We start from the raw sequence: 26,799 nt of genomic DNA, 5'->3' as shown, positions 1-26,799 counted from the left end.
GCTGTCATCGCGGGTATTGCTCGACTGCAGACGAACAAAGGGCCGGCTTCCGAACGGGAAGCCGGCCCTCGCCCTCGATACGCTACGCGAGGGAACTGGGAAACTGGTTGGGCCTGCACGGGCGGGACGTCGGCAGAGCCGTCGCCTGTCCGATCTGGGGTCAGGTCAGGCGCTGCCTGCCCGCCGTCCGTGCCGGCGGCTGCCCGCTTTCGCGAGCACCCGTCCGGCCGGTGCCGGGCTTACCGCCGGCAATATCCGGGGTTGTCCGACTTATCGATCGCGTTGCCGGCCAGGCCACCACCGGCAGCACCGAGGACTGCGCCGAGCGTCCGGTCACCACGACCTGCGATGGTGTGACCGAGCAGGCCGCCGGCGAGGGCACCGATGATCGTGCCGCCGGTGTTGTCGCAACCGCGACGGCTGCGTGCGTTGTAGTTGTAGCGACGATCGTTGCCGCGATACTCGCGATAGCCACGGTCGTAGCCACCATCGCGGTACCCGCCCTGATAGCCACCTTGATAACCGTCGTAGCCACGCTCGTAGCGCGAACCCCAGCGCTGTGCATCGGCAGCGGCGGGAACGAGGGCGGTCGCACCCAATGCGAGGGCACTGGCCGCGAGGGTAAAAGTCTTGAACATCGTGCGTCTCCCGTTGGGGATTTCGGCGGCGGCGGGGGCCGTGCTTCCATCCTCGATGAGCCGCTTATGGGTGATTCGCATTGAGCCGACCCTGAATGTCTCCGTTATCCGCTGTTCATGCTTCCGTGGACCGTCGGACGCCGTATGAGGACGCGATGCGGCGCCTGATCACTGTCCTGTTCGTTTGCGTCAGCGTCTGCGCGATCGTGCCGACCTGGTCCGGGGAAGCGCGGCTCGACCTGCTTGGCAAGAACGCGCAATTGACCGTGACCCGCGTCATGCTCGATGGCACAGACCCGCGGCACGTCCGGGTCGGCGGGCTGACGTATCTAGGCGGCGTGGTGCTCGACAGTCGCGATCCGGCGTTCGGCGGCTTCTCGTCGCTCGATGTCGCGCGTTCCGGCACGGGCAATCGGTTCACGTTGCTCAGCGACGGCGGCAATGTCGTCCGGTTCGACATGGGGCAGGACTGGCGACCGCACGCGCTCGCGTTCGCCAACCTGCCCGCCGGGCCCGGCATCGGTTGGGAAAAAGGCGATCGCGACAGCGAGTCGATGGTGATCGATCCCGGCACGGGCCAGATCTGGGTAGGCTTCGAGTATCGCAATGCGATCTGGCGATATGCGCCCGGCTTTGCGGGATACGAGGCACGCGTAAGCCCCGAGGCGATGCGAAAATGGCCGGCCAATGGCGGTGCGGAATCGATGGCCCGGATGCCGGATGGCCGGTTCGTGGTCGTGAGCGAAGTGGCGCACGTGCGTCCCGCGGACTGGACTCGTTCGGAAGACGAGCGGTTGCACACGCGACAGGCGCTGATTTTCGCGAGTGATCCGACGCGGGCCGGGCCGCCGCAACGTTTCGCCTACGAGCCTTATGGCCACTATGATCCGTCGGACGCTACCGCGCTGCCAAATGGCGACCTGCTTGTGCTCGATCGCGGTTTCAGCCTGCCCTTCCGGTGGTCCAACCGGATATCCCGGGTTGTCGCCAGCGACGTGGCGGCGGGACGCATCGCGCGGGGGCGATTGATCGCGACGATCGATGCACCGCTGATCCACGACAATTTCGAGGGGATCGATACCACCGTAGAGAATGGCAAGACGATCGTCTGGATCGTGTCCGACGACAACCAGATGTTCCTTCAGCGCACGCTGCTGCTGAAGTTCCGATTCGATAGCTGAGGCCATGAACGCCGACGGCCCGCCCTGCGGTGTGCAGGGCGGGCCGCGGTGATCGTCTCGAACGTCGCTGTTAGGCGGCGACTGCCGACGATGCGATCTTCTTCACGACTTCGCGCTTCAAGCGACGAACGCGCAGCGACAACTTGTCGTCCGAAACCTTCACCAGCCAGTTGTCGAGGCCGCCATTGTGCTCGACGGTGCGCAGGCCGTGCGTCGAGACGCGCAGCTTGACGCCCTTCTCGAGCGCGTCGGAGAGCAAAGTGACGTTCTGCAGGTTCGGCAGGAACGTGCGCTTGGTCTTGTTGTTGGCGTGGGAGACGTTGTTCCCGACCATCCGGCCCTTGCCGGTCAGTTCGCAGATGCGCGACATGTGATTACCTATTCAAGTGTCGGGAGGAACCCCGGAAAGGCGCGCGGATAGCCGTCACGCCGGCTTTCGTCAACCGATTGTGCGCATAGCGTGTCTTGCGATCCACGCGAAACGTGTTGTGCAACCGGCTGCGTTCGGCGACGTTGTTACGCTATCGAACTGTTCAATAAAAGGGGATGTCTCATGCGTACGCTCTTGTCACTCGTCGCGATCGCCGTGCTCGTCGTGGTCGGCCTGATGTATTTCGGGATCATCAACATCGACCAGACCCGCCAGGGCGTCGTCCAGGCGCCCAAGTTCCAGGCCGACGTCGCCAAGGTCACGCTCGGCACCGAGAACAAGACCGTGGCCGTCCCGACGATCAACGTCGAGAAGCCCGCCAACAGCCAGGCGCCGAACTGAGGTTTACGTAAGGAAGCGGGGCGGGCAGGGCCTCGGGCCATGTTCCCCGTCCCCGAACCCATGCGCCGCGCGCTCGATGCGGCTCGCGATGCGGCGTTGGCTGGGGAAGTCCCGGTCGGCGCCGTTGTCGTGAAGGACGGGGTCGTTATTGCCGTGGGCGCCAATGCGCCGCGAGCTTTGTGCGATCCGACCGCGCATGCCGAGATCCAGGCGATTCGCGCGGCGGCTTTGGCGCTGGGGAGCGATCGGCTCGAGGGGTGCGATCTGTGGGTGACCCTCGAGCCCTGCGCGATGTGCGCCGGCGCCATCGCACATGCTCGAATCGCGCGGCTCTATTATGGGGCGGCGGATGCGAAGGGCGGCGCGGTCGAGCATGGGCCGCGGTTTTTCGGGCAGCTGACATGTCATCATCGGCTTGAGGTCTACGCGGGGATTGCAGAGACCGAGGCGGCGATGATCCTGCGTGAGTTCTTCGCGAGTCGCCGGTAGAAATTCAGCTCAAGACTGCCAAACCACTCTTCTCCGTCATGCCGGGTTCGTTCCGGCATCCACGCTTCCGCACGTTTGAGAGAATTGCGTTGCGGAACCGTGGACCCCGGAACCAGTCCGGGGTGACAGATGGGTTAGCCCTCAAGACTCTTCGAGGCCTGCTCGAACAGGTCCTTCGACAGCCCCGGCGTCCGTACGATTCGCTCCAGTTCCGCGCGCATCAGCCCCGCGCGCGCCGCATCGAACCGCCGCCATCGACCCAGCGGCGGCAGGAGTTTCGCCGCAGTCTGCGGGTTCAGGCGATCGAGTGCGATCAACTGGTCCGCCAGGAACCGATAGCCGCTTCCGTCCGCCGCGTTGAAGGCGCGCTGGTTCGCCCCGAACGCGCCGATCAACGAGCGGGCGCGGTTGGGGTTGTTCAGGCTGAAGTCGGCATGCTCGGCGAGCGCCGCGACGATCGCACCGGTATCGTCGCGCGACGACTGCGCCTGCGCCTGGAACCACTTGTCGAGCACCAGCGGGTTGTCGCAATATTGGCTGTAGAAGATGTCGAGGGCGGTGGTGCGGATCTCGGACTCGCTGCTTACCAGCGTCGTCAGCGCACCCATCCGGTCGGTCATGTTGTCCGCCGACTCGAACTGCGCGAAGGCCAGGTCCGCCGCATCGTCCGCGCCGCTCGCCGCGATATAGCCGAGCGCGACAGTGCGCAGCCGGCGCAGGCCCTTGCCCTCGGGCGTGTAGGCGTAGGGCTGTCCCTCGCCACGCACGTACGCCTGCCGCCACTTCGCCTCCAGCCGCGTGCCGAGATCGCGGCGCAAGGCATCGCGCGCGCGGAAGATCGCGTCGGGATCGACGACGGCCATCTGGTCGCCGATGAAGCTCTCCGACGGCAGCAATACCGCCTCCGCGACGAACGCCAGATCGAGATCGGTGTCGGCGAGCGTGTTCGCGACCGCGGCGATGACGCCCTCGTGATTCGTCCGCCCCTTCACCGAGGCGACCAGCGTATCGAGCATCAATTGCTGCATCGCCTCGTACCGCGCGAACGGATCGTCGTCGTGCGCGCTGAGGAAGGCGAGATCCGCGGCGCTGCGGTCGCTTTCGACCATCACCGGTGCGGAGAAACCGCGATTGATCGACAGCACCGGACGCTCGGCGAGGCCTTCGAACGTGATAGTGTCGAGCGTGTCGTTGAAGAGCACGAGGCGTTCGTCGGTCAGCGCCGCACCCGACTTCGCACCGAACAGCTTGATCCGCAACGGCAGGACCATCGGCGACTTCACCGGCTGGCCAGGCGTCGCGGGCACCTGCTGTGCGAGGCGCAGGGTCGCACGATCGCCCTCATGCGACAGGCTCGCCGAGACACGCGGGGTGCCGGCCTGCGAATACCAGAGGCGGAACTGGGTGAGGTCGACCTTGCCCCCTTCCTCCATCGAGGTGACGAAATCCTCGCAGGTCGCCGCCGTGCCGTCATAGCGGTCGAAATACAGGTCGGTGCCCGCGCGGAAGCCCTGCGGCCCGAGGATCGCGGCCATCATCCGGATCAGCTCGGCGCCCTTGTTGTAGATCGTCGCGGTGTAGAAGTTGGAGATCTCCTGATACGACTCGGGCCGTACCGGATGCGCGAGCGGGCCGGAATCCTCGGGGAATTGCGAGGCTCGCAGGCCCCGGACGTCCTCGATGCGCTTTACCGCGCGCGAACCTTGGTCGGCGGAGAAGCCCTGGTCGCGGTAGACCGTGAAGCCTTCCTTCAACGACAGCTGGAACCAGTCGCGGCAGGTGATTCGGTTGCCCGACCAATTGTGGAAATATTCGTGCGCGACGACCGCGGCGATCGCGTCGTAGTCGTAATCGGTCGCGGTATCCGGGTCAGCGAGGATGTAGCGCGAGTTGAAGATGTTGAGGCCCTTGTTCTCCATCGCGCCGAAATTGAAGTCGTCGACCGCGACGATGTTGAACACGTCGAGGTCATACTCGCGGCCATAGGTCGTCTCGTCCCACGCCATCGCGAGTTCGAGCGCCTTCAACGCGTGGTCGGTCTTGGGCAGGTCGGCCTCGCGCACCCAGATGCCGAGCGACACCTCGCGGCCCGACATCGTGGTGAAGGTGCTGCGGTTCACCGCGAGGTCGCCAGCGACCAGCGCGAACAGGTACGACGGCTTGGGGAACGGGTCGTGCCAGGTCGCCCAGTGACGGCCGTCGTCGAGGTCGCCCTGTTCGATTGGATCGCCGTTCGCGAGCAGCACCGGGAAGTGCTTCTTGTCGGCGGTCATCCGGACCGAATAGACGCTGAGCACGTCGGGGCGGTCGGGGAAGTACGTGATGCGGCGGAAGCCTTCGGCCTCGCACTGCGTGCAGAGATTGCCGCCCGAAGCGTAGAGCCCCATCAGCTGCGTGTTGCGATCGGGGGCGATCTCGACCTGAGTCTCGACGACGTGCACGGCGCCGGCGAGCGGGATGACGAGCTGTTCGCCATCGATCCGCCAGTCGTTGATCGCGACGCCGTCGACCGCGACCGACAGCGGCTTCTGGCCCGCGCCGTCGAGCCGGAGCGGCTTGTTATGATCGCCGTTGCGCGTGACTGACAGCGTTGCCGTTACACGGGTGGTGGAGGGATCGAGGGCGAAATCCAGTTTCGTCTCGGGGACCAGCCACTCGGGCGGGGTATAATCCTCGCGGCGAATGACGAGCGGGTGGGCGAGACTGTTCTGGATGTCGAGCATATGCCTGCGAATATAGGGCGATGGCCGCCCATCGCCAGCCAAAGCTTGGCGGCCATGCCGTTCGATCACTTGCACCTCCCCGGCGAAGGCCGGGGTCCAGTTGGAGAGGTTGCAGTAACGGAACGCCACCGTCGCCAGCACCGTTTCCGAACTGGACCCCGGCCTGCGCCGGGGTGGTGCTTCTCATCATAGATCTTCTTCGTCATGCCGGGCTCGTTCCAGCATCCACCGTGCCGCAAAATCGAGAGAGTTTGGTTCGCGGAACCGTGGACCCCGGAACGAGCCCGGGGTGACGGAGCAATCGTTTGGCTGTCTTGATCGTTATAACGCTGACGATACGCCGAATATTGATCCGTCCGAGGTCTGAAGCCCCAAAGCTTGCGCGGGTGCCGGTGCATGCTACGCCGCGGCAACACGTTCCCTTTGCAAGGATTTCCGGATGTATCGTCCCATCGGCGCGCTCGCGGTGCTCGCGCTTTCTACGTCCGCTCTGGCGCAAACCGCGCCCCAGGCTACATCCGCGCCTGCACCCAAGGCCGCACCGGTGATGGCTCCGAGCGCCGCCGAGTTGAACGCCAAGCTCGCTGCGCCGCTGCCGGCGGATCAGGCGGCGATGAAGGCGCATGTGCTGTTTCTCGCGTCGGATGCGATGAAGGGGCGCGAGGCGGGGAGCCCCGAGTTCGACATCGCCGCGCAATATGTCGCTGCGCAATTCTATGCCGTGGGTCTGCGTCCCGGTGGCGATCAGGGCGGGTATCTCCAGAACGTGCCGCTCGTGTCGTACAAGGCGGCGAGCAAGGGCGATTTCGTCTGGACCGGTCGCGGGCCTGCGCAGCCGCTCGTGTTCGGTGAGGATTACGTGCCAGCCGCGAATGGCGCGAAGGCGGAAACCAGCGTGTCGGCGCCTGTCGTGTTCGTCGGCTACGGCATCGACGCGCCGCACTATGGCCAGGACGACTACAAGGGCGTCGACGTCCGCGGCAAGATCGTCGCCTATTTTGGCGGCTCGCCCGCGCGGTTCGGCGGCGAGGAGCGCGCGTTCTTTGGGTCGGGCGGCACCAAGGCGGCGACCGCGCAGGCCAAGGGCGCGGTCGGCGTGATCACGCTGGAGAGCCCGCGCTCGGCCAAGGTGCGGACCTTCGCCAAGCTGGCGGACTCCTACGCGACAGCGCGAATGACGTGGGCGAACCCCGACGGCACCGGCAAGGTCGACGCGCCCGGTGCGCCGTCGCTCGGCTCGGTCAGCATGGTCGGTGCGGCCAAGCTTTTCGCCAGTTCGAAGACGCCGTGGAGCCGGATCGTCAAGCAGGCGAACAGCGACAACGGCAAGTTCAAGTCGATGCCGCTGGTCGGCACGCTCACGGTCGCGACCAAGACGAGCTTCGTGCCTGCCGCGAGCAGCAACGTTGTCGGCGTGATCCCCGGCAGCGATCCGGTGGTTGGCAAGGAGGTCGTCGTGCTCTCGGCACATCTCGATCACATCGGCATCACCAAGCCGGTGAAGGGCGACGCACTCAACAATGGCGCGCTCGACAATGCGATCGGCATCGCCAGCCTGATCGAGGAGGCCAAGCGGTTCACGGCCAGCGGGCAGGCGCCGAAGCGGACGATCATGTTCCTCGCCGTAACCGGCGAGGAGAAGGGCTTGGTCGGCAGCGATTACTTCACCAATCACCCGACCGTGCCGCTGACCTCGATCGTCGCGGACGTAAACCTCGACATGCCGATCCTCACCTACAAGTTCGAGGACATGGTGGTGTTCGGTGCCGAGCGTTCGACGATCGGGCCGATCGTTAAGAAGGCAGTGGCGGCGATCGGCGTCGGCCTGTCGCCCGATCCGATGCCGGAGGAGGGTATATTCGTCCGCTCGGATCATTTCCGCTTCGTCCAGAAGGGCATTCCGTCGGTGTTCTTGTGGCCGGGTCAGAAGGGGCCGGGCAAGGCCGCGGTCGCGTATTTCATGGCGAACAATTATCACAAGCCGTCGGACGATTTGACGCAGCCGATCCTGTGGGATCAGGGCGTGCGGTTCGTCGATGCGAACTACCGGATCGCGCGCGAGATCGCCGACGGCGCACAGCGGCCGGTGTGGAATACGGGCGATTATTTCGGGACGCTGTATAAGGGGCCGATGGCTGCCACTGGAGCGGGGAACTGATCGCATGAGCCGTCTGCTCGTCTTTGGATTGGGATATACTGCGTCCCGGCTGGCGGACCGGCTTGCCGCGGACGGCTGGCATGTCGTCGGCACCACGCGGGACGGGCGGGGCGGTACGCTCCGGTTCGACGATGTGGATGCGGTGACTGCCGAGATCGCGGCCGCGACGCATATCCTGTCGTCGGTGCCGCCGGAGCATGAGGCCGATCCGGTACTCGGCCGCTACGGTTCGCTGTTGCTGCGGACGCGGGCGTGGATCGGCTATTTGTCTTCGACCGGGGTGTACGGCGATGCACAGGGCGCGTGGGTGGACGAGACGGCGCCGATCGGTGGCGGGCGCCGAAGCGCGCGAGCGGCGGCGGATGCGGATTGGCTTGCGATCGGTGCGCGGACGTTTCGCTTGCCGGGGATTTATGGGCCCGGCCGCTCGCCGCTCGACAGGGTGCGCGAGGGCAAGGCGCACCGGATCGAGCAACCAGGGCAGGTGTTCAGCCGTGCGCATGTCGACGATATCGTTTCGGGCGTGATCGCTGGGTTCGATGCGCCGGCGGGGGCGTATAATCTGGCGGACAATGTGCCCGCGTCGCAGAACGACGTGGTGGCGTTCGCGGCGATGCTACTCGGCATGCCCGCACCGCCGTTCGTCACGCTGGAGGAACTTTCGGCGATGGGTCGCGGCTTCTATAACGAGAACCGGCGGGTCGCGAACGGCAAGGCGAAGCGGGTGCTAGGCTGGACGCCTGCGTGGCCCGACTACCGCGCTGGCCTGCGCGCGCTGAGTGCGATGACGAGGCCGATGCCGGACAGGATCGCGCCGGCAACCGCCAAGGTCGACCAGTGATAGCGCTCGAAGATCGTCGATAGCAGCATCGCGATCACGGGGACGATCACGCCCGAATAGGCCGCCTTGGCGGGGCCGATCGCGCGGATGACGTTGAAATACAGTGGGAAGGCGAGCGCCGACGCGAACACGCCGAGATAGAGGATGCCGGCGACATAGCCGAAGCGCGGCTCGAACACCGGCGGCCCGGTGGTGATCCAGGCGAACGCCGCGTCGAGGGTCGCGCCGATCAGCATCGCCATCGCCAGCGTCGGGGCCATCGGATAGCGCTTGGCGAACGCGCTGCCCTGGATGACGTTGGCGACCGACGCGGCCATCACGCCGCACAGCGTCAGGACGATGCCGATCGTCGCCGAGCGCGGCCCGTGCGGATCGACCCGCGCCTCGTTGACGAACAGCAACGCGACCCCCGCCATCGCCACCGCACACCCGACCATCAACTGCCGCCCGAGGCGTTGCCCGAGGAATATCCGCCCGAAGATCGCGTTGGGGACGAGCAGAAGCGCGAACACGACCGCGACCAGCCCCGAGGTAACATAATGCTCGGCGCGGTAGACGAAGTTGAAGTTGAAGGTGAATAGCGCCACGCCAATCACCGCCGCGAACGCATAGCCGCGCGCGTCGAACCTAAAGCTCTCGCGCTTGATCCCTGCGTAGATCGCCATCGCGATGCTGGCGACGAGGAAGCGGTAGCTGATCGACCAGCTCGGCGGCACCACCGAAATCTGGTCGCGGATGATGAGCCAGGTCGAACCCCAGAGCAGCGTGACGATGCCGAACGGGACCAGCACCGCCGCGCGGGTCGACTGCGGTGGGTCGGTCGGGCCTGTCATAGCTCGCGGATGGCGTCGGCGAGCAGGCCGACCGCGTCCGCCGGGCTGTCCCATGCGGTGACGAGGCGAATCTCGCCGGCGGCCCAGTCGTAGAAGTCGAAGCCCTTCGCCCGGAGGGCTGCGGCTTCTTCGGGGGTGGCGCGGAGGAAGACTTCGTTCGCCTCGACCGGGTGGACGAGGCGGTCGCCGGCAGCGGCGGCGAGTCTGGCGGCTGCGTCGTTGGCGGCCTTGGCGTTGGCGAGCCAGAGGTCGTCGTCGAGCATGGCGAGGATCTGCGCGGCGAGATACCGCCCTTTCGACAGCAGCAGGCCTGCGCGCTTGCGGCGGTATTGCGTGACGGCGGCGAGCCCGGGCTTGAAGAAGACCAGCGCCTCCGCGCTCATCGCGCCGTTCTTGACGAAGCCGAAGCTCAGCGCGTCGACGCCCGCGCGCCACGTCATCTCGGCGGGCGAGCAGCCGACGCGTGCCATCGCGTTGGCGAAGCGCGCGCCGTCCATGTGGAAGCCGAGCCCGCGCTCCTTCGCCAGCGCGCCGATCTCCGCGACTTCGTGCGGCTGGTAGACGCGGCCATATTCGGTGGCGTTGGTGATCGAGATCGCGTGCGGCTGGACACGGTGGACGTCGTCGGGGATCGCGTCGAGGACGGTGCGGATGGTGTCGGGGGTCAGCTTTGCGCCGTCACCGTCGGCGAGGAACAGCTTGGCGCCGTGCGTGTAGAATTCGGGCGCGCCGCCCTCGTCGTTCTGGATGTGCGCGTCGCGATGGCAGACGATGCCGCCGTGCGGGGGGCAGAGTGCTGCGAGCGCGAGGCAGTTGGCGGCGGTGCCGGTGGGGACCCAGAGGACTGCGACGTCGGTTTCGAACAGCGCGGAGAGGCGGCCGTCGAGCTGCTGGCTCCACGCGTCGCCGGCATAGGCGGTGTCGAGCGTGTCGGCGGCGGCGATCGCGGCCATGACCTGCGGGTGGATCCTGGCGGCGTTGTCGGAGAAGAAGCGCATGCGTGAGACATGCTGCGATGCGGTGGTGGCGTCAACGGGGGGCGTCGGCTCAGGTGAAGATCAAAGCTGCTCTTCCACCCCGGCGAAGGCCGGGGCCCAATTGGGGGCGGTAGGTGGCGAAGGGCTGCGTGTCGTTACCGCGACCTTTCCAATTGGGCCCCGGCCTCCGCCGGGGTGGTGCCTGATAGCCGGGGTAGTGCCTAATCGCTGAGGTGGTGCTGAGTGACGGATGGCGTCGATCAGCAAACTACTGCCCTTCGTCGAACCCCGGCTCTTCCTCCGGCGGCCGGCGATCGTCGCGTGGGGGCGGGCCTTCCTGGCGGTCGCGGCGGGAGGGGCCGACCGAGATGGTGCCGTCCTCACCCATCTTCAGGTTGAGGCCCATTCCTTCGATCTCCCCGCCCAGCGGCAGAATGGAATTCTCTTGGTCTTCCGCCGGCAGTGCGTCCGGATCGACCTCCTCAACCGCCGGAGCAGGCGCTGCGATCGGCGCGATCCCCAGCGCGCTCTGCATGAAGTCGCGCCAGATGCGCGCGGGGATGCCGCCGCCCGACAGGCCGGGGTTCGACGAATTGTCGTCGTTGCCGACCCACACGCCGACCACCAGATCGCGCGCGAAGCCGACGAACAGCGCGTCCTTGTTGTCCGAGGTCGTGCCGGTCTTGCCGAACGCGTCGACCGTCAGGTTCGCGCCACGCCCGGTGCCGTTCCGGATCGAGGCCGCCAGCAGGTCGAGCATTTCGTCGTGGATCTTGCTCGGCATCTCGGTCGCGCCGCCGGTCAGCGACTGGTACCAGCCCTTCTCCCGCACGTCGGCAAGGCCACGCGGCTGGACCGGATATTGCTCGCGCGCGATCGCGGCATAGGCGGCGGTCAGTTCGAGCAGCGACACGGTCGAGGTGCCGAGGCCGATCGTCGCCTCGCTCGGGATCGGCGTCGAGATGCCGAGATCGCGTGCCGCCTTGATGACTGCCTTGACGCCGACCTGTTGCGTGAGCCGCGCCGCGGCGACGTTGGACGAGCGCGCGAACGCCTGGCGCAGCGTGATCGTCCCCTGATAGCGGCCGTCGCTGTTCTTCGGGGTCCAGTCGCCAATCGTCACCGGGCGATCCTCGATCGTCGAATCGGGGGTGAGTCCCTGGCGCATCGCGGCGAGGTAGACGAACAGCTTGAAGGTCGAGCCGGGTTGGCGCCGCGCCTGCGTGGCGCGGTTGAACGGGCTTTTTGCGTAGTTCTTGCCGCCGATCATCGCGACGACGCGGCCGTCGGGTCGCATCGCTACGAGCGCGACCTGTGCCTGACGCAGACCTGCGCGCGAAACGGTGCGTTCGGCGGCGCGTTGCAGGCGTGGATCGAGGGTGGTTTGTACGGTGGTCTCCGTTTTGACCTCGCCAGCCTGGTCGCGCGCTTCGGGGAGAATCCAGTCGGCGAAATAGGTGCCGTTCGGGAGTTGCGACGGGCGGCTACCGAGCACGCGCTGCGGCTGGACCGCGTCGCCCTCCGCCTTGGTCAGGAAGCCGGCGTCGACCATCGCGCCGACGACGACCGCCTCGCGCTTGCGCGCGCCTTCGAGGTTCGAGGTGGGGGCGAGTCGCGACGGCGCCTTGACCAGGCCGGCGAGCATCGCTGCCTGGCCGACGTTCAGCTTGTCGGGGGTACGGCCGAAATAATGCTTGGCGGCCGCGCTGATCCCGTAGGTGTTGTCGCCGAAATAGACGTTCGAGAGATAGCGCGAGAGAATCTCGTCCTTCGATAGCCACGCCTCCAGCCAGAACGCGATCATCGCCTCGCGGATTTTCCGCGTCGCGGTGCGGTCCGAATCGAGGAAGGCGTTCTTCGCCAGCTGTTGCGTGATCGTCGAGCCGCCCTGGCGGACGCCGCCCGAGCCCATGTTCGCCCACGCCGCACGCGCGATCCCGCGCGGATCGACGCCCCAGTGCGAATAGAAGCGCCGGTCCTCGATCGCGAGAAACGCCTGCGTGACATGCGGCGGGAGCTTGGCCGCATCGACAGACTTGCCGATGATCGCACCGCGTCGCGCGATCGGGGTGCCGTCGTCCGCGGTCAGCGTGATCGAGGGCGGGGTCGGCGGTTGCAGCGACTTCGACAGCGGCGCGGTAATCGCCAGCCAGATGATCGCGATCACGAGAAGGACGATGCCGACGCCGGCACCGCGCAGGATCCAGCGACCGATCGGGCGGCGCGGTCGCGGCGCTACAGGGGCCGCGCCAAACTCACGCTCATAGGGATCGGGATCGTCGCCCGTCCGCTCCGCCTCGTATTTCTGGCGCAGGCGTTCGCGTTCGGTGATCAGCCGTTCGCGTTCATACGCATAGGGCTCGCGGTCGCCGCGCGAACTCGAACGGTCGGGGTCGAAGGGATCGGGGCGCATCAGGTCGTTCCAGCGGGTCGGCCAACGGGCGGACCTTTAGTGTGTTATCGTTATATGACAGTTCGGGCAAGTCTATGCACATGCCTAACGTGTACCCGGGCTTAGCGACAGCGCTTGCGACACGGGTGAGCAAGAACCGGTCGAACGCCTGTTGTCATCGCGCGGCGAAACGGGGAAGAGCGTGGCGATGACGTTCGAACAGGGTGATATCGTGACCGCTTCCGAAACTCTTCCCCCCGTCTTGCCGCTGGTGGTCGGCATTGGCGGCACGATCGGTGGCGTCTCGTCGACCGAACGTGCGCTGCGGATCGCGCTCGATGCGGTCGAGAAGGAAGGATATCGCACGCAGATGTTCGGCGGCGCCGACATGGCGCGGCTGCCGCTGTACGATCCGAAGGCGACGACGCGCACGCCCGACGAACAGGCATTCGTGGCGGCGATCCGCGAGGCGTCGGCCGTGATCATTGCCAGCCCGGGCTATCACGGCAGCATCTCGGGCGTGGTCAAGAACGCGCTCGACCTGCTGGAGGAAACTGCGCGCGATCCGGAGCGGTCGTATCTGGCGGATATGCCGGTCGGGCTGATCGCCACCGCCTATGGCTGGCAGGCGACGGGCAGCACGATCGCGGCGCTGCGGTCGATCGTCCACGCGCTGCGCGGCTGGCCGACGCCGTTCGCCGCCGCGATCAACACGCAGATCACCAAGTTCGACGACGAAGGCGGTGCGAACGATCCTGCGGTAGTGGAGCAGTTGCGTCTGGTCGGGCGTCAGGTGGCACGCTTCGCGCCGCTTTCGGAGCCGGCGAACTAAGGCGATCTTCAATCCTCCCCCGCTAGGGGGAGGTGTCGCCGTAGGTGACGGAGGGGGAGGACACGGAACCGGCGTTACCTCGTCCTCCCCCTCCGTCTGGCAAGGGCCAGCCACCTCCCCCTGGCGGGGGAGGATCGAGGTCTAGCGCACCGCCGCGCGCAGGGTGGCGCGGACGCCGTTGTGGGCGGGATCATATTCGACGATCGTCTGCAGGCTCTGCGCCATAGCCCGAATCAGCTTCGTGCCGAGACCGGTGCCGCGCGGGACGGCATCGTCGGCGATCCCGCAGCCATCGTCCTCGACCGCCAACAGGAAAATGTCGTCGTCGATCCTGCGCAGCGCGACGCGGACTTCGCCGCCGCCGGTGGGATAGGCGTATTTGCAGGCGTTGGTGACGAGTTCGATCACGATCACGCCCAGGGACACGGCACGGTCGGTCGGCAGGCGGATCGGCTCCGCAGCCAGGCTGAGCGCGCGCGGCAGCGCTTCGGTCGACCAGGTCTCGGCGAGTTCGTCGACCAGCGCGCCGAGATATTCCTGCATGTCGACGCTCTCGACGTCGTTGCTCGTGTAGAGGCGGCGGTGGACCTGTGCGATCGCCTGGATGCGGCGCTGCGTATCCTCCAGCGCCTCGCGTGCGGACGGATCGGTCAGCGCGGTCGCCTGGAGGCGGACCATCGCCGAGACCAGTTGCAGCGAGTTGGCGACGCGGTGGTTCACCTCGCCGAGCAACGCCTCTAGCCGCGCGTTCGTGGCGCGGAGATCGGCCTCGGCGGCCGCCTTCTCATGCTCCAGCAGCGCGCGGGCGCGAACCTGTTCGAACGAGGCGGCGAGCAGATCGAAGAAATCCTCGCCGACCGTCTTCACGACGTAATCGGCAGCGCCGGCCTTCAATGCGGCGACCGCGATGCGGCCTTCCTCCGAGCCGGTGACGTACACCACCGGGGGCGGATCGGGCAGGCGGCGGAGTGCGTCCAGCGTTTCAAGGCCGTCCATGCCGGGCATGTAGTGATCGACGGCGATCAGGTCGAACCGCTCGGCGGCGGCCATGACGACGCCCTCCGCGCCCGTCTCGGCAAGGGTAATGCGGTAGCCGCGACGCTTCAGGGCACGCGCCGCCAGCCGCCGGATCCCGGCATCGTCGTCGATATAGAGGACGGAAGAGGCGGGCGTCTCGGTCACTCAGCTCTCGGCTTCGGGAACCTGGATAACCGACAGGAAAAGGCCGAGCTGACGGATGGCCTGCGCGAAACTCTCATAATTGACCGGCTTGGTGATGTAGACGTTGCAGCCCAGATCGTAGCAGCGCTCGATCTCGACCTTGTCGTCGGTGGTGGTGAGCACGACCACCGGCGTCCGGCGCAGGGGGCTGCCCTCCGCCTTGATCCGCACAAGAATGTCGGTGCCGCTCATGTCGGGCAGGTTGAGATCGAGCAGGATCATCGCCGGGCCGCTCTTTGCGGGGCCGTCGGCGGCGTTGAACAGGAAGTCGAGCGCGGTGGTGCCGTCCGTGAAGTGACGGATATCGTTCAGGATGCCGGCGCGCCGGATGTTCTTCTCGATCAGGCGAGCATGACCCTCGTCATCCTCGATCATCACGATACCGACGGTCTTGTGATCGTTCATGCTGCGTCCTGAATGGTCATGTGGGCCGGCAGGTTAAGCCGGAAGGTCGCGCCGTCGCCGAGCGTCGACTGCACGTCGATCGTGCCGCCCAGACGATAGGCGAGTGCGCGGACATGCGCGAGTCCGATACCTTCGCCGGGCTGGTCCTGCGCGCCCGACCGGCGGAACAGGTCGAACACGCGCTGATGATCGCGCGGATCGATGCCGCGGCCGTTGTCGACCACCGATAGGATGACCCGGCCACGTTCGGTCTGGCCCTTCACCGTGATCTCGCCGGGGCGGCCGGGGTGCAGGTATTTGGTGGCGTTCTCGATCAGGTTCGACAGGATCTGTTCGAGTGCGAGGCGATCGGTGACGATCGCCGGCATCGGTCGTTCGACGTGCACCACGGCACCGCGATCGTCGACGATGTGCTGCATCGACCCGATGATCGCGTCGACCAACTGCGCGGGATCGATATGTTCGGGGGCGATCGTCCGGCGTCCTTCGCGCGCAAGCTTCAGGATGGCGTTGATCAGCCGGTCCATCTTCTGCGTCGAGGTGCGGATGAAGCCGATCGCCTCGGGCAGGTCCTCGCGTGCCGCCAGCCGTGCATCCTCGGTGAGGATCTGCGGTGCGTCCGCCTCCGCACGGTCGACCAGTTCGGACAGCGGCACCGTCGCGGCGGCGAGTTCGGCGGTAAAGCCCATCACGTTGACCAGCGGCGAGCGAAGATCGTGGCTGACGATATAGGCGAAGCGCTGGATTTCCTCGTTCGCGCGGCTGAGGTCGGCGGTGCGCTCCACGACCTGTTCCTCGAGCGTCTCGTTCAGATCGCGCAGGCTGTTGCGCGAGCGGGCGAGGTCGGCGGTGTAGCGGCGGATCAGCAGGACCGCGAGGATCGCGACGACCAGCAGAAGCGCAGCGGCCAGTCCGGCGACCGAGAGGAACAGCGCGCTGGTCCGCTCCTGGCGCTCGGTTCGGACCGCGAGCAGGCGGACCTCGTCGGCAGCCATCGCCTGGAGTCGGTAGCGGATGCTGCGCATCAACGGCACGCTGGCGTCTACCGCGAACCGGCGCTGCGCCTCGACTGTCCGGCCCGCTGCGACCAACGCCATCGATCCCGTACGCAGCGCGCGGAGCCGGACGAAACGCGGCTGGATGAGGTCGAGCCGGGCGACCTGCCGTGGATTGTCGCGGGTCAAATGCCGCAGCTTGCGGATCGACGGCACCAGATTGCCCGCGGTCCGCGCATACGCCGCGGCGAACAGGGGTTTGCCGGCGAGCAGATAGCCTCGACGCGCCGTCTCCGACTGCTCCATCTGGACCTGCAGCGTGGCGATCGCCTGGCGAACGTCCTGCGTGTGGAGGATCTCGGCGGTATAGGCGCGATTGCGAACGGTGATCCAGCCGATCGCGATCGCCGCTGCGGCCAGCGCGATAAAGCCGAGCGTCATGAACGCGACCAGCCAGCGCGCGACACGCCCCTCCGAAGACGGCAATTTCAAGCGAGCGCGGACCATAAGCCTTGGGGTGTAAGCCGAGGCCGATCGTTACGCCAGCGATACCGTCGCTCTGCCGCCTGCGACCATATTAATCTAGAGCAGCAGGTCCTGCGCGCTGGCCTTGCCGACGCGACCACCGCCGCTGCGCCGGTCCATCTCGTGGTTGGCGGTGAAGCGGATGTCGGGATCGCGGTCGGTCATGAACGCCATCAGCGTCTCGTGGTCGAGTTCCGACCATTCCTTGCCGCGGTCGGGGCCGTAGCGGACGCGGGGAATGAGACCCGGATCCCGCGACCATTCGACGAGTTGTGCGAAGCTCGCCTCGTTGAGCATGTCGCGCAGGTGGAATGCGGTGACGTAGGCGTCGGGGAACGCGCGGTGCGCCGGGAGTCCGCGTTCGTGCTCCATGCCGTGCGGTTTGCGCCAGTAGCGCAGCACCTGGTTCGAGAAGCTCGGCGAGTCGGGCCAGAGCCGCAGCGCGCATTTCCAGGTGCAGATCCATTCGGCGTCGCGGGTCAGCGCGGGAGTGCAGAACTTCTGCTCGAAATCGGCGCGGTGCGCGGCAAGTGCCAAGCGGCGCGGCCACGGGTCGAGTACCTGGCGCGCGCAGTCGTGCCACCACGGCGCGTCGGCGACATGCTCGTCGAGGATGTGGTGGATGGCCTGCGTGATCGGCGGGATCAGCCGGCCGGGGTTGACGAGCAGGCTGCCGCCTTCGCCGTAGATTTCCCAACGGCCGTCCTCGCCGAGCGCGACGTCCTGCCAGCCGATTTCGCAGACGCCGTGCGCGGGCGGGGCAGAGCCGGTCGTCTCCAGGTCGACGACCCGGATCATCTGCGGCTGTGCTTTGGGCTTGGGATAGGGAGGCGCCATGCCCGTCATGTGGCGACGAAAGCGCGCTTAATCCAGCGCGTATGCGTCCTCATGGTCGATATCCATCTCGCGCACCCCGCGGCGCTGGCGGGCGCGATCGACCAGTTTGCGCAGGCCCTCGCGGCGATCGCGCGCCATCGGAATGTCGCGCAGGGTGAACTCACCGACGCTGGTCGTGCGGTCGCTCGAGGTGAGGATGATCGTGCCGATGTCGGTCATCTGGTTGAGCAGCGAGTAACCGAGGCGGACGTCCTTGATCCGGTAGAGTTCGATCTCGTCGATCGTCTTGAACAGGATGCCGCGTTTGACGATCAGGCGCTGGTCGGTGATTTCGTACGACGCGCTGCGGTTCTTGAGCCAACGGACGCCGATGATGACGAAGCCGATGCCCGCGAGGCAGGTGAGCAGCGTGCCCCAACCGGCGAAGCTGCCGAGTAGCCAGCGGCGCGTGCTGGAGCGGAATTCGTCGACTGGGCGCTCCATTGGGGACTCCTTGGGGTGGTGACGAACGGTAGGCGAGGGCGGTGATGAGTCAATCGCTCTCCCGTTCTCCCGCGAAGGCGGGAGTCCAGGGTTCCAGGCGGCGGCGTTCGTGGCTTCTGGACCCCCGCCTTTGCCGGGAAGGTGGTCGTGTTAGGGTGCCGATCTCACAACGCCGCTCGCCGCGAGCTGCGCGTCGACTTCCGCGAGCAGCGCATCGAGTGCTGCCTGGTTCTTCGCCTCGGCCCGCACCGTCAGCATCGCCTGGGTGTTCGAGGCGCGCAGGAGCCACCAGCCGTCGGCGGTCGTGACGCGTGCGCCATCGGTGAGGATCATGTCCGCCCCCGCGGCCTCTAGTCGCGCGATAACCTCGTCCACGACCGTGAACTTGCGGGTGTCCTCCACAGGAAAGCGCAGATCGGGTGTCGCCACCAGCGCCGGCATCGCGTCGCGCAACGCAGTCAGCGAGCACCCCGACAGATGGACCGCGTGGATGAGTCGGACGGCCGCGTAATGCGCGTCGTCGAACCCATAATAGTCACCGGCGAAGAACAGGTGTCCGCTGAGCTCCCCGCCGATCGGTGCGCCGGTGCGGGTCATCGCGGTCTTCATCAGGCTGTGACCGGTCGGCGCCATCACCGGTTCGCCGCCCAGCGCCGCGATTCGGTCGAACAGCGCCTGCGAGGACTTCACGTCGGCCACGATCGGCGCGCCGGGGTGTTCCATCAAAGCAGGTTCGACCAATATGGACAGGATCTGGTCGCCCCAGATCACGCGTCCCAAGGCGTCGACCGCGCCGATCCGGTCGCCGTCCCCGTCGAAAGCTACGCCGAAATCGAGGTTCTTGTCCGCGACGAGGCGTTTCAGATCGGCGAGGTTCGCTTCTTCGGTAGGATCGGGATGATGGTTGGGAAAATTGCCGTCGACATCGGCGAAGATCACATGATGCTCACCCGGCAGGCATTGCACGAGCATCTCGATCACCGGGCCGGCGGCGCCGTTGCCGGTGTCCCAGCCGATCCGGTACGCGCCGCCCGCATAGCCTGCCATCAGCCGGCCGACATAGGCGTCGAGCACATCGGCGGTCGTGACGTCGCCCGCGCCTTCGCTCCAGGCGCCCGAGGCGGCGAGCGCGGCGAGGTCCTGGATGTCGTCGCCGAAAAACGGCGCGTGGGCGTGCACCATCTTGAAGCCGTTATATTCGGGGGGATTGTGGCTGCCGGTTACCTGGATGCCGCCATCCACTTCTAGCGTGGCCTCGGCGTAATAGAGCATCGGCGACGTGCTGAGACCGATGCGGACGACGTCGACGCCGCCTGCGGTCAGGCCGGCGACGAGTGCGGCTTCGAGCTCCGGGGAGGAGGTGCGGCCGTCATAGCCCACGGTCACGCGCCTTCCCCCTGCGGCGCGGATGCGAGTGGCGAAGCCGCGGCCGATCGCGACGGCGTCGGCGGGGCCGAGCGCCTTGCCGACGATCCCGCGGATGTCGTATTCGCGCAGCGAGGTCGGGTCGAACTGGTGGGTCATGGGCCTCTATCCGATTATGTCTCACTGCTGTTCCCCCGCGAAAGCGGGGGGCCAGGAGCCAAGAGCGATAGCGTTCGTAACCCTGGGCTCCTGCGTTCGCAGGAGAACGGTTTAGCGCGCGCGCTTCAGCAGCAGGTCGCGGGCCGCGTTCACCCGGCGGGTCAGGTCGGTCGAGCCGCCGCGATCGGGATGGACCGAGGCGATCAGGCGGCGGTGCGCGCTGCGGATCGCGTCGGCGTCCGCGCTGTCGTCGATGCCGAGGATCGAGCGCGCTTCCGCCTCATCCGTGACGATGCGCTGTTTGGGTTTCGGCTTGGGGCGCAGATAATGCCAGGCCAGCCAGATGAAGGCGGCGGCGACGATCCACTTCACGCAGCCACGCCGGGCAGCGGGGGCTGTTCCGCCACGATCTCGGGCAACTGCAACGCCGCCATCATCTCGCGCAGTTCCTGGCGAGCGGCGACGTGCGCCAAGCCCATGCTGCCGAACGCCTTCGCATCGATCATCGTCAGGCCGGCGGGAAACATCTCGCGGTAGATCACGCGTTCGCCGAGCCCCGGGATGATCCGGAAGCCGACGCGCTTCGCCAGCTGCGCGAGCGCATCCGACACGCGGCGCATGTTGCGCGCCTCGATATGCTGGAGGCGGTTGCGCAGCACGACCCAGTCGATCGTCGTGCCGTCGGCGCGGGCGCGCTGTTTCCGCGCGTCCCAGATCAGTTCGGAATAGAAGCTCGGGCGCGTCACCTGATACGTCTCGGGATCGACCTGCCCGATCAGGTCGAAGTCGACGAAGCTGTCGTTCATCGGTGTGACCAGCGTGTTGGCCAGCGCGGCCGCGGTCCGCGCGAACGGATCGTCGCGGCCGGGCGTATCGACGACGAGGAAGTCCGAGCCCTCGCACAGCGAATGCCACAGGTCCTCGAACTGATCGTCGGTCTGCGCGGACAGCGTCGCGTGGCGCGGCATCGGCAGGACGGAGCCGTTGCGCTTCATCGTCTCGGCGCGGTTGTCGAGATAGCGGCCGACGGTGCGCTGGCGGTGATCCAGATCGAGACACGCGACGCGCGCACCTTTTGCGGCGAGCGCGATCGCGACATGCACCGCAGTCGTCGATTTACCGGTGCCGCCCTTTTCGTTGGCGAACACGATCACGTGCGTCGAAGCGGCCGTTGGCAGGGGGGCGGCAACGGGCGTAGAAGCGGGGGTCTGTTCGGGGCCCGTGGCCAACGCGCGTTTCCTTATTGATCGTGGAGTTCACCCTTCATAGAAGCCGCGACCGCACTTATCGAGTAGGAGTTTCACGTGGACACCGTCCGGGACCTTAATGCGTTGCGCGAAAGCGTCGCCGCCTTTCGTGCGGCGGGGCAGCGCGTCGCGCTCGTTCCGACGATGGGCGCGCTCCACGCCGGCCATGTCGCGCTGATCGAGGCGGCGAAGCGGCCGGGGACGAAAGTCGTCGCGTCGATCTTCGTGAACCCGACGCAGTTCGGAGCGAACGAGGATCTGTCGCGCTATCCGCGGCGCGAAATGGCCGATATCCGGATGCTCAACGAAGCCGGGTGCGACCTGCTCTGGCTGCCGTCGGTCGAGACGATGTACCCCGACGGTTTCGCAACGTCGGTGCGCGTCTCGGGCGTCAGCGACGGGTTCGACGGCGCCTCGCGTCCAGGCCATTTCGACGGTGTCGCGACGGTCGTGTCGAAGCTGTTCAACCAGGTCGGCCCCGACGCGGCGTATTTCGGCGAGAAGGACTACCAGCAGCTGGCGGTCGTCCGGCGGTTCGTCGCCGATCTCGACTTCGCGATCGACATCGTCGGGGTGCCGACGCAGCGCGACGACGACGGTTTGGCGATGTCCTCGCGTAACATCTATCTCGACGACGAGCAGCGCAAGCAGGCGGTGGCCTTGCCGCGCGCGCTGGGTGTCGCGGCGCGGGCGATCGCGAAGGGCGAGGATGTCGACTCGGTGCTGTACGACGCGCGGACGACCTTGATTGGCGCGGGATTCACGATCGATTACGTCGCTTTGGCCGACGCGGAAACGCTGGCGGAGAACCCGGCGGCGGATCGCCCGCGGCGGTTGCTGGCGGCGGCGCGGATGGGCGCGACGCGACTGATCGACAACATCGCGATCGACCCGCCGGGCGAGTTGTAAAAATCGCCTGTTAACCCATTAACCATTTCGTAGCCCGAATCACCGCAGGATGCCCTCAAGAACTTTGGGGGCAAGACCATGGGCAGCAGTCTCAAGAATGCGAATTTCGTGATCGAACGCCGTCTGGCGGATGCCGCGCGCGGCGACGACAGGGCGTGTTACGAACTGGGGATGGTGTATTCGACGGGGACGTCGGGCGTCGTCCTCGACCTGATCGAGGCGCATAAGTGGTTCAACCTTGCCGCGGTCTCGGGGAATATCGCGGCGCAGGAATGCCGGGCCGAGATCGCCGAGGACATGACCGCGCGGGAGATTTCGGTGGCGCAGCGGGCCGCGCGGGATTGGATGCAGACGACGCAGCGGCGGGCTGCTTGAACGGGGCCGGGGTTCGGCTGACACGACAACCGACATCTGCCCGTCATGCCGGGCTCGTTCCGGCATCCACTGTTCCGCACGCTCGATAGTCGTTAGCTCGCGGAACCGTGGACCCCGGAACACGTCCGGGGTGACGGAGTGTACGGGGGGCGGATGACGCAGCGGCGGGCGGCTTAATCCTCCCCGGAACGGGGAGGGGGACCGTTCGCCGCTTGGCGAAGGGTGGAGGGGGATTGCCGCGAGCGTAGCGTTCGTGGGGCTTACCTTACGCAGCGGTACGTATGGGGAAGCCCCCCTCCACCATCCTTTGGATGGTCCCCCTCCCCTTGCAGGGGAGGATTAGGCTTCCACTTTCTTCTTTGGGGCGGCTTTCTTGGCAGGGGCCTTTTTGGCGGCCGCCTTCTTTGCTGGGGCCTTGGCCTCGGCCCCATCCTTGGCTGCCGCGTCCTTGGCCGGTGCCTTCTTCGCTGCCGGCTTCTTGGCGGGCGCCTTCTTCTTCTTCGCGGCAGGCGCCGCAGCAGCCCGCGCGTCGATCAGCGACGCCGCTTCCTCGAGCGTCAGCTGGTCCTTCTCGATCGACTTGGGCAGCGTCGCGTTGGTCGTGCCGTCGGTGACGTACGCGCCGTAACGCCCTTCCATCAGCTTGATCTCCGCCTCGGTGCGCGGATGGTTGCCGAGTATCTTCAGCGGCGCCTGTGCGCCGCGTTGCTGGCGACCGCCGCCGGCTGCCGCCTCAGCGAGCTTCACGACTGCGGCGTTCATGCCCGTCTCGAACACGTCAGCGGTCGTCTGGAGCCGCGCGTATTTGCCCGCGTGCTTCAGATACGGCCCGAACTTGCCGATCGTCGAGATGATCGGCTCGCCGGTCTCGGGGTGGTTGCCGACGGTCCGTGGAAGCGACAGCAGCTTGACCGCCCATTCGAGATTGAGTTCGCCGATGTCCTTCGGGATCGACGCCATCTTGCGGTCTTCGCCTTCACCGATTTGCAGATACGGGCCGAAGCGTCCCGACTTGCGCTCGATCGGCTGCCCGGTGTCGGGATGCGTGCCGAGCGTCGACGGGCCGGCATCCGCCTCGGCGTCGCCACCCGGCTGTGCGAAGCGACGCGTGTACTTGCATTCGGGATAGTTCGAGCAGGCGATGAACGCGCCGAACTTGCCGCCACGTAGCGCGAGCTGTCCCTCACCGCAGTTCGGGCAAAGGCGGGGATCGCCGCCGTCTGCCTTTGCCGGAAACAGGTACGGCGCAAGGAAGGTGTCGAGCTCGGCGGTGATCGCGGAGGGTTGCTGCTCCATGACCTCGTTGGTGCGCGGCTTGAAATCGCGCCAGAACGCGTCGAGCACCGACTGCCACTGCGCGCGGCCGCCGGAGACATCGTCGAGTTCCTCCTCCAGCTCGGCGGTGTAGTCGTAGCCGACATATTTCTCGAAGAAGCGTTCCAGGAACGCCGTTACCAGCCGACCGGATTCCTCGGCGAAGAAGCGGTTCTTCTCGATCCGGACATAGGCGCGGTCCTTCAGCGTCTTGATGATCGACGCGTAGGTGGACGGGCGGCCGATGCCGAGTTCCTCCATCCGCTTGACCAGCGAGGCTTCGGAGAAGCGCGGCGGCGGCTGGGTGAAATGCTGCTCGGCGTCGACCTTCTTTTTGGCGGGCGCATCGCCTTCGCGCATCCGCGGCAGGCGACGGGCGTCCTCATCCGCGGAATCGTCCGACCCTTCCTCGTAGAGCGCAAGGTAGCCGGGGAAGAGCACGACCTGGCCGGTGGCGCGCAGGATGTTGCGGCCGGTGCCGTCGGCCATCTCGACCGTCGTGCGCTCCATGCGGGCGGACGCCATCTGGCTCGCCAGCGCGCGCTTGAAGATCAGGTCGTAAAGCCGCGCGTGATCGCCACCGCCGGCCTTGTCCTTGCCGAAGTCGGTCGGGCGGATCGCCTCGTGCGCTTCCTGGGCGTTCTTCGCCTTCGACTGGTATTGGCGGGGCTTGTCCGGGACATAGCTCGCGTCGAAGCGGTTCGCGACGGCCAGGCGCGCGGCGCTGATCGCGCTGCCGTCCATCTGCACGCCGTCGGTACGCATGTAGGTGATCGCGCCGTCCTCGTAGAGGCCCTGCGCGATCCGCATCGTGTGATCGGCGGAGAAGCCGAGTTTGCGCGATGCCTCCTGCTGGAGCGTCGAGGTGGTGAAGGGCGGCGGCGGGTTGCGGCCGGCGGGCTTGGTCTCGACCGACTGGACCGAGAAATTGCCGTCGACGACCGCTTGCTTCGCGCGCAGGGCATCGCCTTCGTTGCCGATCGAGAGGCGGTCGAGCTTGGTGCCCTCGAACTGCGTCAGGCGCGACGTGAAGGCGGTGCCGTCATGCTCCATTTCGGCCGTGACGGACCAATATTCCTGCGGCTTGAAGATGTCGATTTCGCGCTCGCGCTGGACGATCAGGCGCAGCGACACCGACTGGACGCGGCCGGCCGACTTGGCGCCGGGCAGCTTGCGCCACAGCACCGGCGACAGCGTGAAGCCGACGAGATAATCGAGCGCACGACGGGCGCGGTAGGCGTCGATCAGGTCGTCGTCGAGCTCGCGCGGGTTCTTCATCGCCTCGGTGACGGTCGCCTTGGTGATTGCGTTGAAGGTGACGCGCTCGACCTCCTTGGGCAGCGCCTTCCGCGCGCGCAGCACTTCGCGGACGTGCCATGAAATCGCCTCGCCCTCGCGATCCGGATCGGTCGCGAGGATCAGGCGGTCGGCGAGCTTGGCGAGATCGGTGATCGCCTTCAGCTGCTTCGACTTGTCCGCGTAATTCTCCCACGTCATCGCGAACGCATCGTCGGGATCGACCGAGCCGTCCTTGGGCGGCAGGTCGCGGACATGGCCGTAACTGGCCAGGACGCGGTAATCGCTGCCCAGATACTTCTCGATGGTTTTGGCCTTGGCAGGCGATTCGACGATGACAAGCTGCATGGGGAAACCGGGGTCCTTACGTGTACGCGTACGAGGGTGGCGGTGCAGGGGCGGTGCCGTCAACCCGGAGAGGGTCTAGAGTGAAGTTCACAAAGTGCAGACGCTGGTGACGGTTTTCCAGAGGGTGGCACAAGGCTGCAGCGATTTTGCGGGGACGGGTGGTTCGGGGTGCGGTCGTATTGCCACGATAGCGTCCTTTACCGGTTCGAGTTGCAGGAGCGTGCCGTCGATGTTGGCGTGAGGTCGCGATTGGGCACCGGACGGTATGCACGACCATTTTCGTGTAGGACATGTTTGGGGTCGATGCGTCACGACTGCCTGCGCCATTCCTCGTCGTTCACATCAAGCGCAACGTGATCCATAAGCAGACTTTCTGTCACCTGTGGATCCTGCGCCGATGACATTCGTAGACCGTTTCCAGCTCACGCTGCCTTTGATCCAGGCGCCTATGGCAGGTGTTTCGACGCCCCTGCTGGCAGCGTCGGTTTCAGAGGCGGGAGGACTTGGCTCCATAGGCGTGGGCGCGACCGATGCCGCCGGTACGCGCGCAATGATCGAGGAAGTGCGTGGCCGCACGGGCCGGCCCTTCAACGTCAATCTCTTCGTTCACGGTAGCGCGCAGGCCGATCCCGTCCGGGAGCAGGCGTGGCTCGAAAGCCTTGCGCCACTCTTTGCCGAGTTCGACGCGGTGCCCCCGACGCGGCTGCGCACCATCTACAAGAGCTTTGCCAACGATCCCGACATGGTGGCCACGCTCGTCGACCTAGCGCCGCCGGTGGTCAGCTTTCACTTCGGCCTGCCGTCTCCGGACGTGCTGTCCGCGTTACGCTCGCGCGGCATGTATCTCATGGCGAGCGCCACCAACCTCGAGGAAGCGCGCGCGATACAGGAGGCTGGCGTCGATGCGATCGTTGCCCAAGGTATCGAGGCCGGCGGGCATCGCGGCGTTTTCGATCCGGGCGCGCCCGATGATGCGCTGGGTACGGCAGTACTCACCCGGTTGCTGGTTCGCGAGATCGGCATTCCGATCATTGCCGCCGGCGGGATCATGGATGGCGCCGGCATCGCTGCGGCGCTCGACCTGGGTGCGGTGGCGGCTCAGCTTGGCACCGCGTTCGTGGCATGCCCCGAGTCCGGTGCCGACGCTGCATATCGCGCCGCCCTGATGGGTCCGGGCGCGTATCACACGACGCTGACCTCCGTTATTTCGGGCCGACCGGCGCGTGCGCTTGCCAATCGGTTCACGGCCGTTGCCGATCAAGTCGGCGCGCATCTGATCCCGGATTATCCGATTGCCTACGATGCCGGGAAAGCCTTGCATGCGGCGGCTAAAGCGAAGGGCGAGCATGGTTTCGGTGCGCAGTGGGCCGGACAAGGTGCGCCGTTGAGCCGTGCCATGCCTGCCGCGCAACTCGTTCGGACGCTACAGGACGAATATCGTCGCTGCGTAGCAGAAGCGGCTGCCCCGTGTGAAAACTGAAACG

Annotated in this window: 24 protein-coding genes; 9 read left to right on the top strand and 15 right to left on the bottom strand. The window is 66.5% G+C overall.

Going from position 1 to position 26,799, the window contains the following annotated elements:
* Window positions 1–239: 239 nt before the first annotated feature.
* The gene (locus U1707_RS09715) at window positions 240–638 is read right to left on the bottom strand and encodes a glycine zipper 2TM domain-containing protein (protein ID WP_131587732.1); all 399 of its coding nucleotides are present in this window, start codon (window positions 636–638) and stop codon (window positions 240–242) included.
* A 155-nt stretch (window positions 639–793) separates the two neighbouring features.
* On the opposite strand from U1707_RS09715, the gene U1707_RS09710 reads away from it, so the two are divergent.
* Window positions 794–1,819 carry an esterase-like activity of phytase family protein gene (locus tag U1707_RS09710; protein WP_332799885.1) on the top strand — a complete coding sequence of 342 codons (1,026 nt, stop codon included), beginning with the start codon at window positions 794–796 and terminating at the stop codon, window positions 1,817–1,819.
* A 70-nt stretch (window positions 1,820–1,889) separates the two neighbouring features.
* Here the strand turns inward: U1707_RS09710 and rpmB are convergent, their stop codons facing one another.
* Window positions 1,890–2,189: a 50S ribosomal protein L28 gene (rpmB, locus tag U1707_RS09705; RefSeq protein WP_332799884.1), complete on the bottom strand. Its 300-nt coding sequence runs from the start codon at window positions 2,187–2,189 to the stop codon at window positions 1,890–1,892.
* 183 nt (window positions 2,190–2,372) lie between these two features.
* Between rpmB and U1707_RS09700 the strand changes: the two genes are divergently transcribed.
* Window positions 2,373–2,591: a hypothetical protein gene (locus tag U1707_RS09700; RefSeq protein WP_132895927.1), complete on the top strand. Its 219-nt coding sequence runs from the start codon at window positions 2,373–2,375 to the stop codon at window positions 2,589–2,591.
* A 39-nt stretch (window positions 2,592–2,630) separates the two neighbouring features.
* The gene (locus U1707_RS09695) at window positions 2,631–3,080 is read left to right on the top strand and encodes a nucleoside deaminase (protein WP_332799883.1); all 450 of its coding nucleotides are present in this window, start codon (window positions 2,631–2,633) and stop codon (window positions 3,078–3,080) included.
* 134 nt (window positions 3,081–3,214) lie between these two features.
* Here the strand turns inward: U1707_RS09695 and pepN are convergent, their stop codons facing one another.
* Window positions 3,215–5,803, bottom strand: a complete 2,589-nt coding sequence (gene pepN, locus U1707_RS09690) for an aminopeptidase N (RefSeq protein ID WP_332800471.1) — start codon at window positions 5,801–5,803, stop codon at window positions 3,215–3,217.
* Between the two features lie 439 nt (window positions 5,804–6,242).
* On the opposite strand from pepN, the gene U1707_RS09685 reads away from it, so the two are divergent.
* Together U1707_RS09685 and U1707_RS09680 are read left to right on the top strand one after the other, a co-directional pair.
* Window positions 6,243–7,961 (top strand): M28 family metallopeptidase, encoded by a 1,719-nt coding sequence (locus tag U1707_RS09685; protein ID WP_332799882.1) that lies wholly within the window; start codon window positions 6,243–6,245, stop codon window positions 7,959–7,961.
* Between the two features lie 4 nt (window positions 7,962–7,965).
* A complete protein-coding gene (locus tag U1707_RS09680; protein WP_332799881.1) occupies window positions 7,966–8,802 on the top strand; it encodes a Rossmann-fold NAD(P)-binding domain-containing protein in 837 nt (278 codons plus the stop codon).
* Here U1707_RS09680 and U1707_RS09675 read toward each other — a convergent pair.
* The 3 genes from U1707_RS09675 to U1707_RS09665 all read right to left on the bottom strand — a co-directional run bounded on the left by U1707_RS09675 (window position 8,715) and on the right by U1707_RS09665 (window position 13,025).
* Window positions 8,715–9,635, bottom strand: coding sequence for a DMT family transporter (locus tag U1707_RS09675; protein ID WP_332799880.1), 921 nt, complete (start codon window positions 9,633–9,635; stop codon window positions 8,715–8,717). The two genes, U1707_RS09680 and U1707_RS09675, sit on opposite strands and share 88 nt — an antisense overlap.
* A complete protein-coding gene (locus U1707_RS09670) occupies window positions 9,632–10,633 on the bottom strand; it encodes a threonine aldolase family protein (RefSeq protein WP_332799879.1) in 1,002 nt (333 codons plus the stop codon). The genes U1707_RS09675 and U1707_RS09670 overlap by 4 nt, the downstream gene beginning before the upstream one ends.
* A gap of 247 nt (window positions 10,634–10,880) precedes the next feature.
* A complete protein-coding gene (locus tag U1707_RS09665) occupies window positions 10,881–13,025 on the bottom strand; it encodes a PBP1A family penicillin-binding protein (RefSeq protein WP_332799878.1) in 2,145 nt (714 codons plus the stop codon).
* A 187-nt stretch (window positions 13,026–13,212) separates the two neighbouring features.
* Between U1707_RS09665 and U1707_RS09660 the strand changes: the two genes are divergently transcribed.
* A complete protein-coding gene (locus U1707_RS09660) occupies window positions 13,213–13,836 on the top strand; it encodes an NADPH-dependent FMN reductase (RefSeq protein WP_332799877.1) in 624 nt (207 codons plus the stop codon).
* A gap of 141 nt (window positions 13,837–13,977) precedes the next feature.
* Here the strand turns inward: U1707_RS09660 and U1707_RS09655 are convergent, their stop codons facing one another.
* From U1707_RS09655 to U1707_RS09620, 8 genes are all read right to left on the bottom strand, one after another.
* Window positions 13,978–15,018 (bottom strand): sensor histidine kinase, encoded by a 1,041-nt coding sequence (locus U1707_RS09655; protein WP_332799876.1) that lies wholly within the window; start codon window positions 15,016–15,018, stop codon window positions 13,978–13,980.
* A complete protein-coding gene (locus U1707_RS09650) occupies window positions 15,019–15,462 on the bottom strand; it encodes a response regulator (RefSeq protein ID WP_332799875.1) in 444 nt (147 codons plus the stop codon).
* Entirely contained in the window at window positions 15,459–16,964 is a 1,506-nt protein-coding gene (locus U1707_RS09645; protein WP_332799874.1) for a sensor histidine kinase, read from the bottom strand. The genes U1707_RS09650 and U1707_RS09645 overlap by 4 nt, the downstream gene beginning before the upstream one ends.
* A 75-nt stretch (window positions 16,965–17,039) precedes the next feature.
* The gene (locus U1707_RS09640) at window positions 17,040–17,819 is read right to left on the bottom strand and encodes a 3'-5' exonuclease (protein WP_332799873.1); all 780 of its coding nucleotides are present in this window, start codon (window positions 17,817–17,819) and stop codon (window positions 17,040–17,042) included.
* Window positions 17,820–17,846: 27 nt separating this feature from the next.
* Window positions 17,847–18,302 (bottom strand): PH domain-containing protein, encoded by a 456-nt coding sequence (locus tag U1707_RS09635; RefSeq protein WP_332799872.1) that lies wholly within the window; start codon window positions 18,300–18,302, stop codon window positions 17,847–17,849.
* Window positions 18,303–18,452: 150 nt separating this feature from the next.
* On the bottom strand, window positions 18,453–19,826 hold the full coding sequence (pgmG, locus tag U1707_RS09630) for a phosphoglucomutase/phosphomannomutase PgmG (RefSeq protein ID WP_332799871.1): 1,374 nt from the start codon (window positions 19,824–19,826) through the stop codon (window positions 18,453–18,455).
* A gap of 111 nt (window positions 19,827–19,937) precedes the next feature.
* Entirely contained in the window at window positions 19,938–20,198 is a 261-nt protein-coding gene (locus U1707_RS09625) for a DnaJ domain-containing protein (protein WP_332799870.1), read from the bottom strand.
* The gene (locus U1707_RS09620) at window positions 20,195–21,004 is read right to left on the bottom strand and encodes a division plane positioning ATPase MipZ (protein WP_332800470.1); all 810 of its coding nucleotides are present in this window, start codon (window positions 21,002–21,004) and stop codon (window positions 20,195–20,197) included. The genes U1707_RS09625 and U1707_RS09620 overlap by 4 nt, the downstream gene beginning before the upstream one ends.
* A 126-nt stretch (window positions 21,005–21,130) precedes the next feature.
* On the opposite strand from U1707_RS09620, the gene panC reads away from it, so the two are divergent.
* The gene (gene panC / locus U1707_RS09615) at window positions 21,131–21,982 is read left to right on the top strand and encodes a pantoate--beta-alanine ligase (RefSeq protein ID WP_332799869.1); all 852 of its coding nucleotides are present in this window, start codon (window positions 21,131–21,133) and stop codon (window positions 21,980–21,982) included.
* A gap of 78 nt (window positions 21,983–22,060) precedes the next feature.
* Entirely contained in the window at window positions 22,061–22,357 is a 297-nt protein-coding gene (locus U1707_RS09610; protein ID WP_332799868.1) for an SEL1-like repeat protein, read from the top strand.
* Window positions 22,358–22,696: 339 nt separating this feature from the next.
* Here U1707_RS09610 and topA read toward each other — a convergent pair whose 3' ends face one another.
* A complete protein-coding gene (gene topA / locus U1707_RS09605) occupies window positions 22,697–25,315 on the bottom strand; it encodes a type I DNA topoisomerase (RefSeq protein ID WP_332799867.1) in 2,619 nt (872 codons plus the stop codon).
* Window positions 25,316–25,712: 397 nt separating this feature from the next.
* Here topA and U1707_RS09600 point away from each other — a divergent pair, with 397 nt between their 5' ends.
* Window positions 25,713–26,795: an NAD(P)H-dependent flavin oxidoreductase gene (locus tag U1707_RS09600; protein ID WP_332799866.1), complete on the top strand. Its 1,083-nt coding sequence runs from the start codon at window positions 25,713–25,715 to the stop codon at window positions 26,793–26,795.
* Window positions 26,796–26,799: the final 4 nt, after the last annotated feature.

Source organism: Sphingomonas sandaracina (genome assembly GCF_036663695.1).
Classification (GTDB): Bacteria; Pseudomonadota; Alphaproteobacteria; order Sphingomonadales; family Sphingomonadaceae; genus Sphingomonas.
The sequence above is the reverse complement of the archived record's forward strand: the minus strand, read 5'-3'. Positions and strand labels throughout refer to the sequence as shown.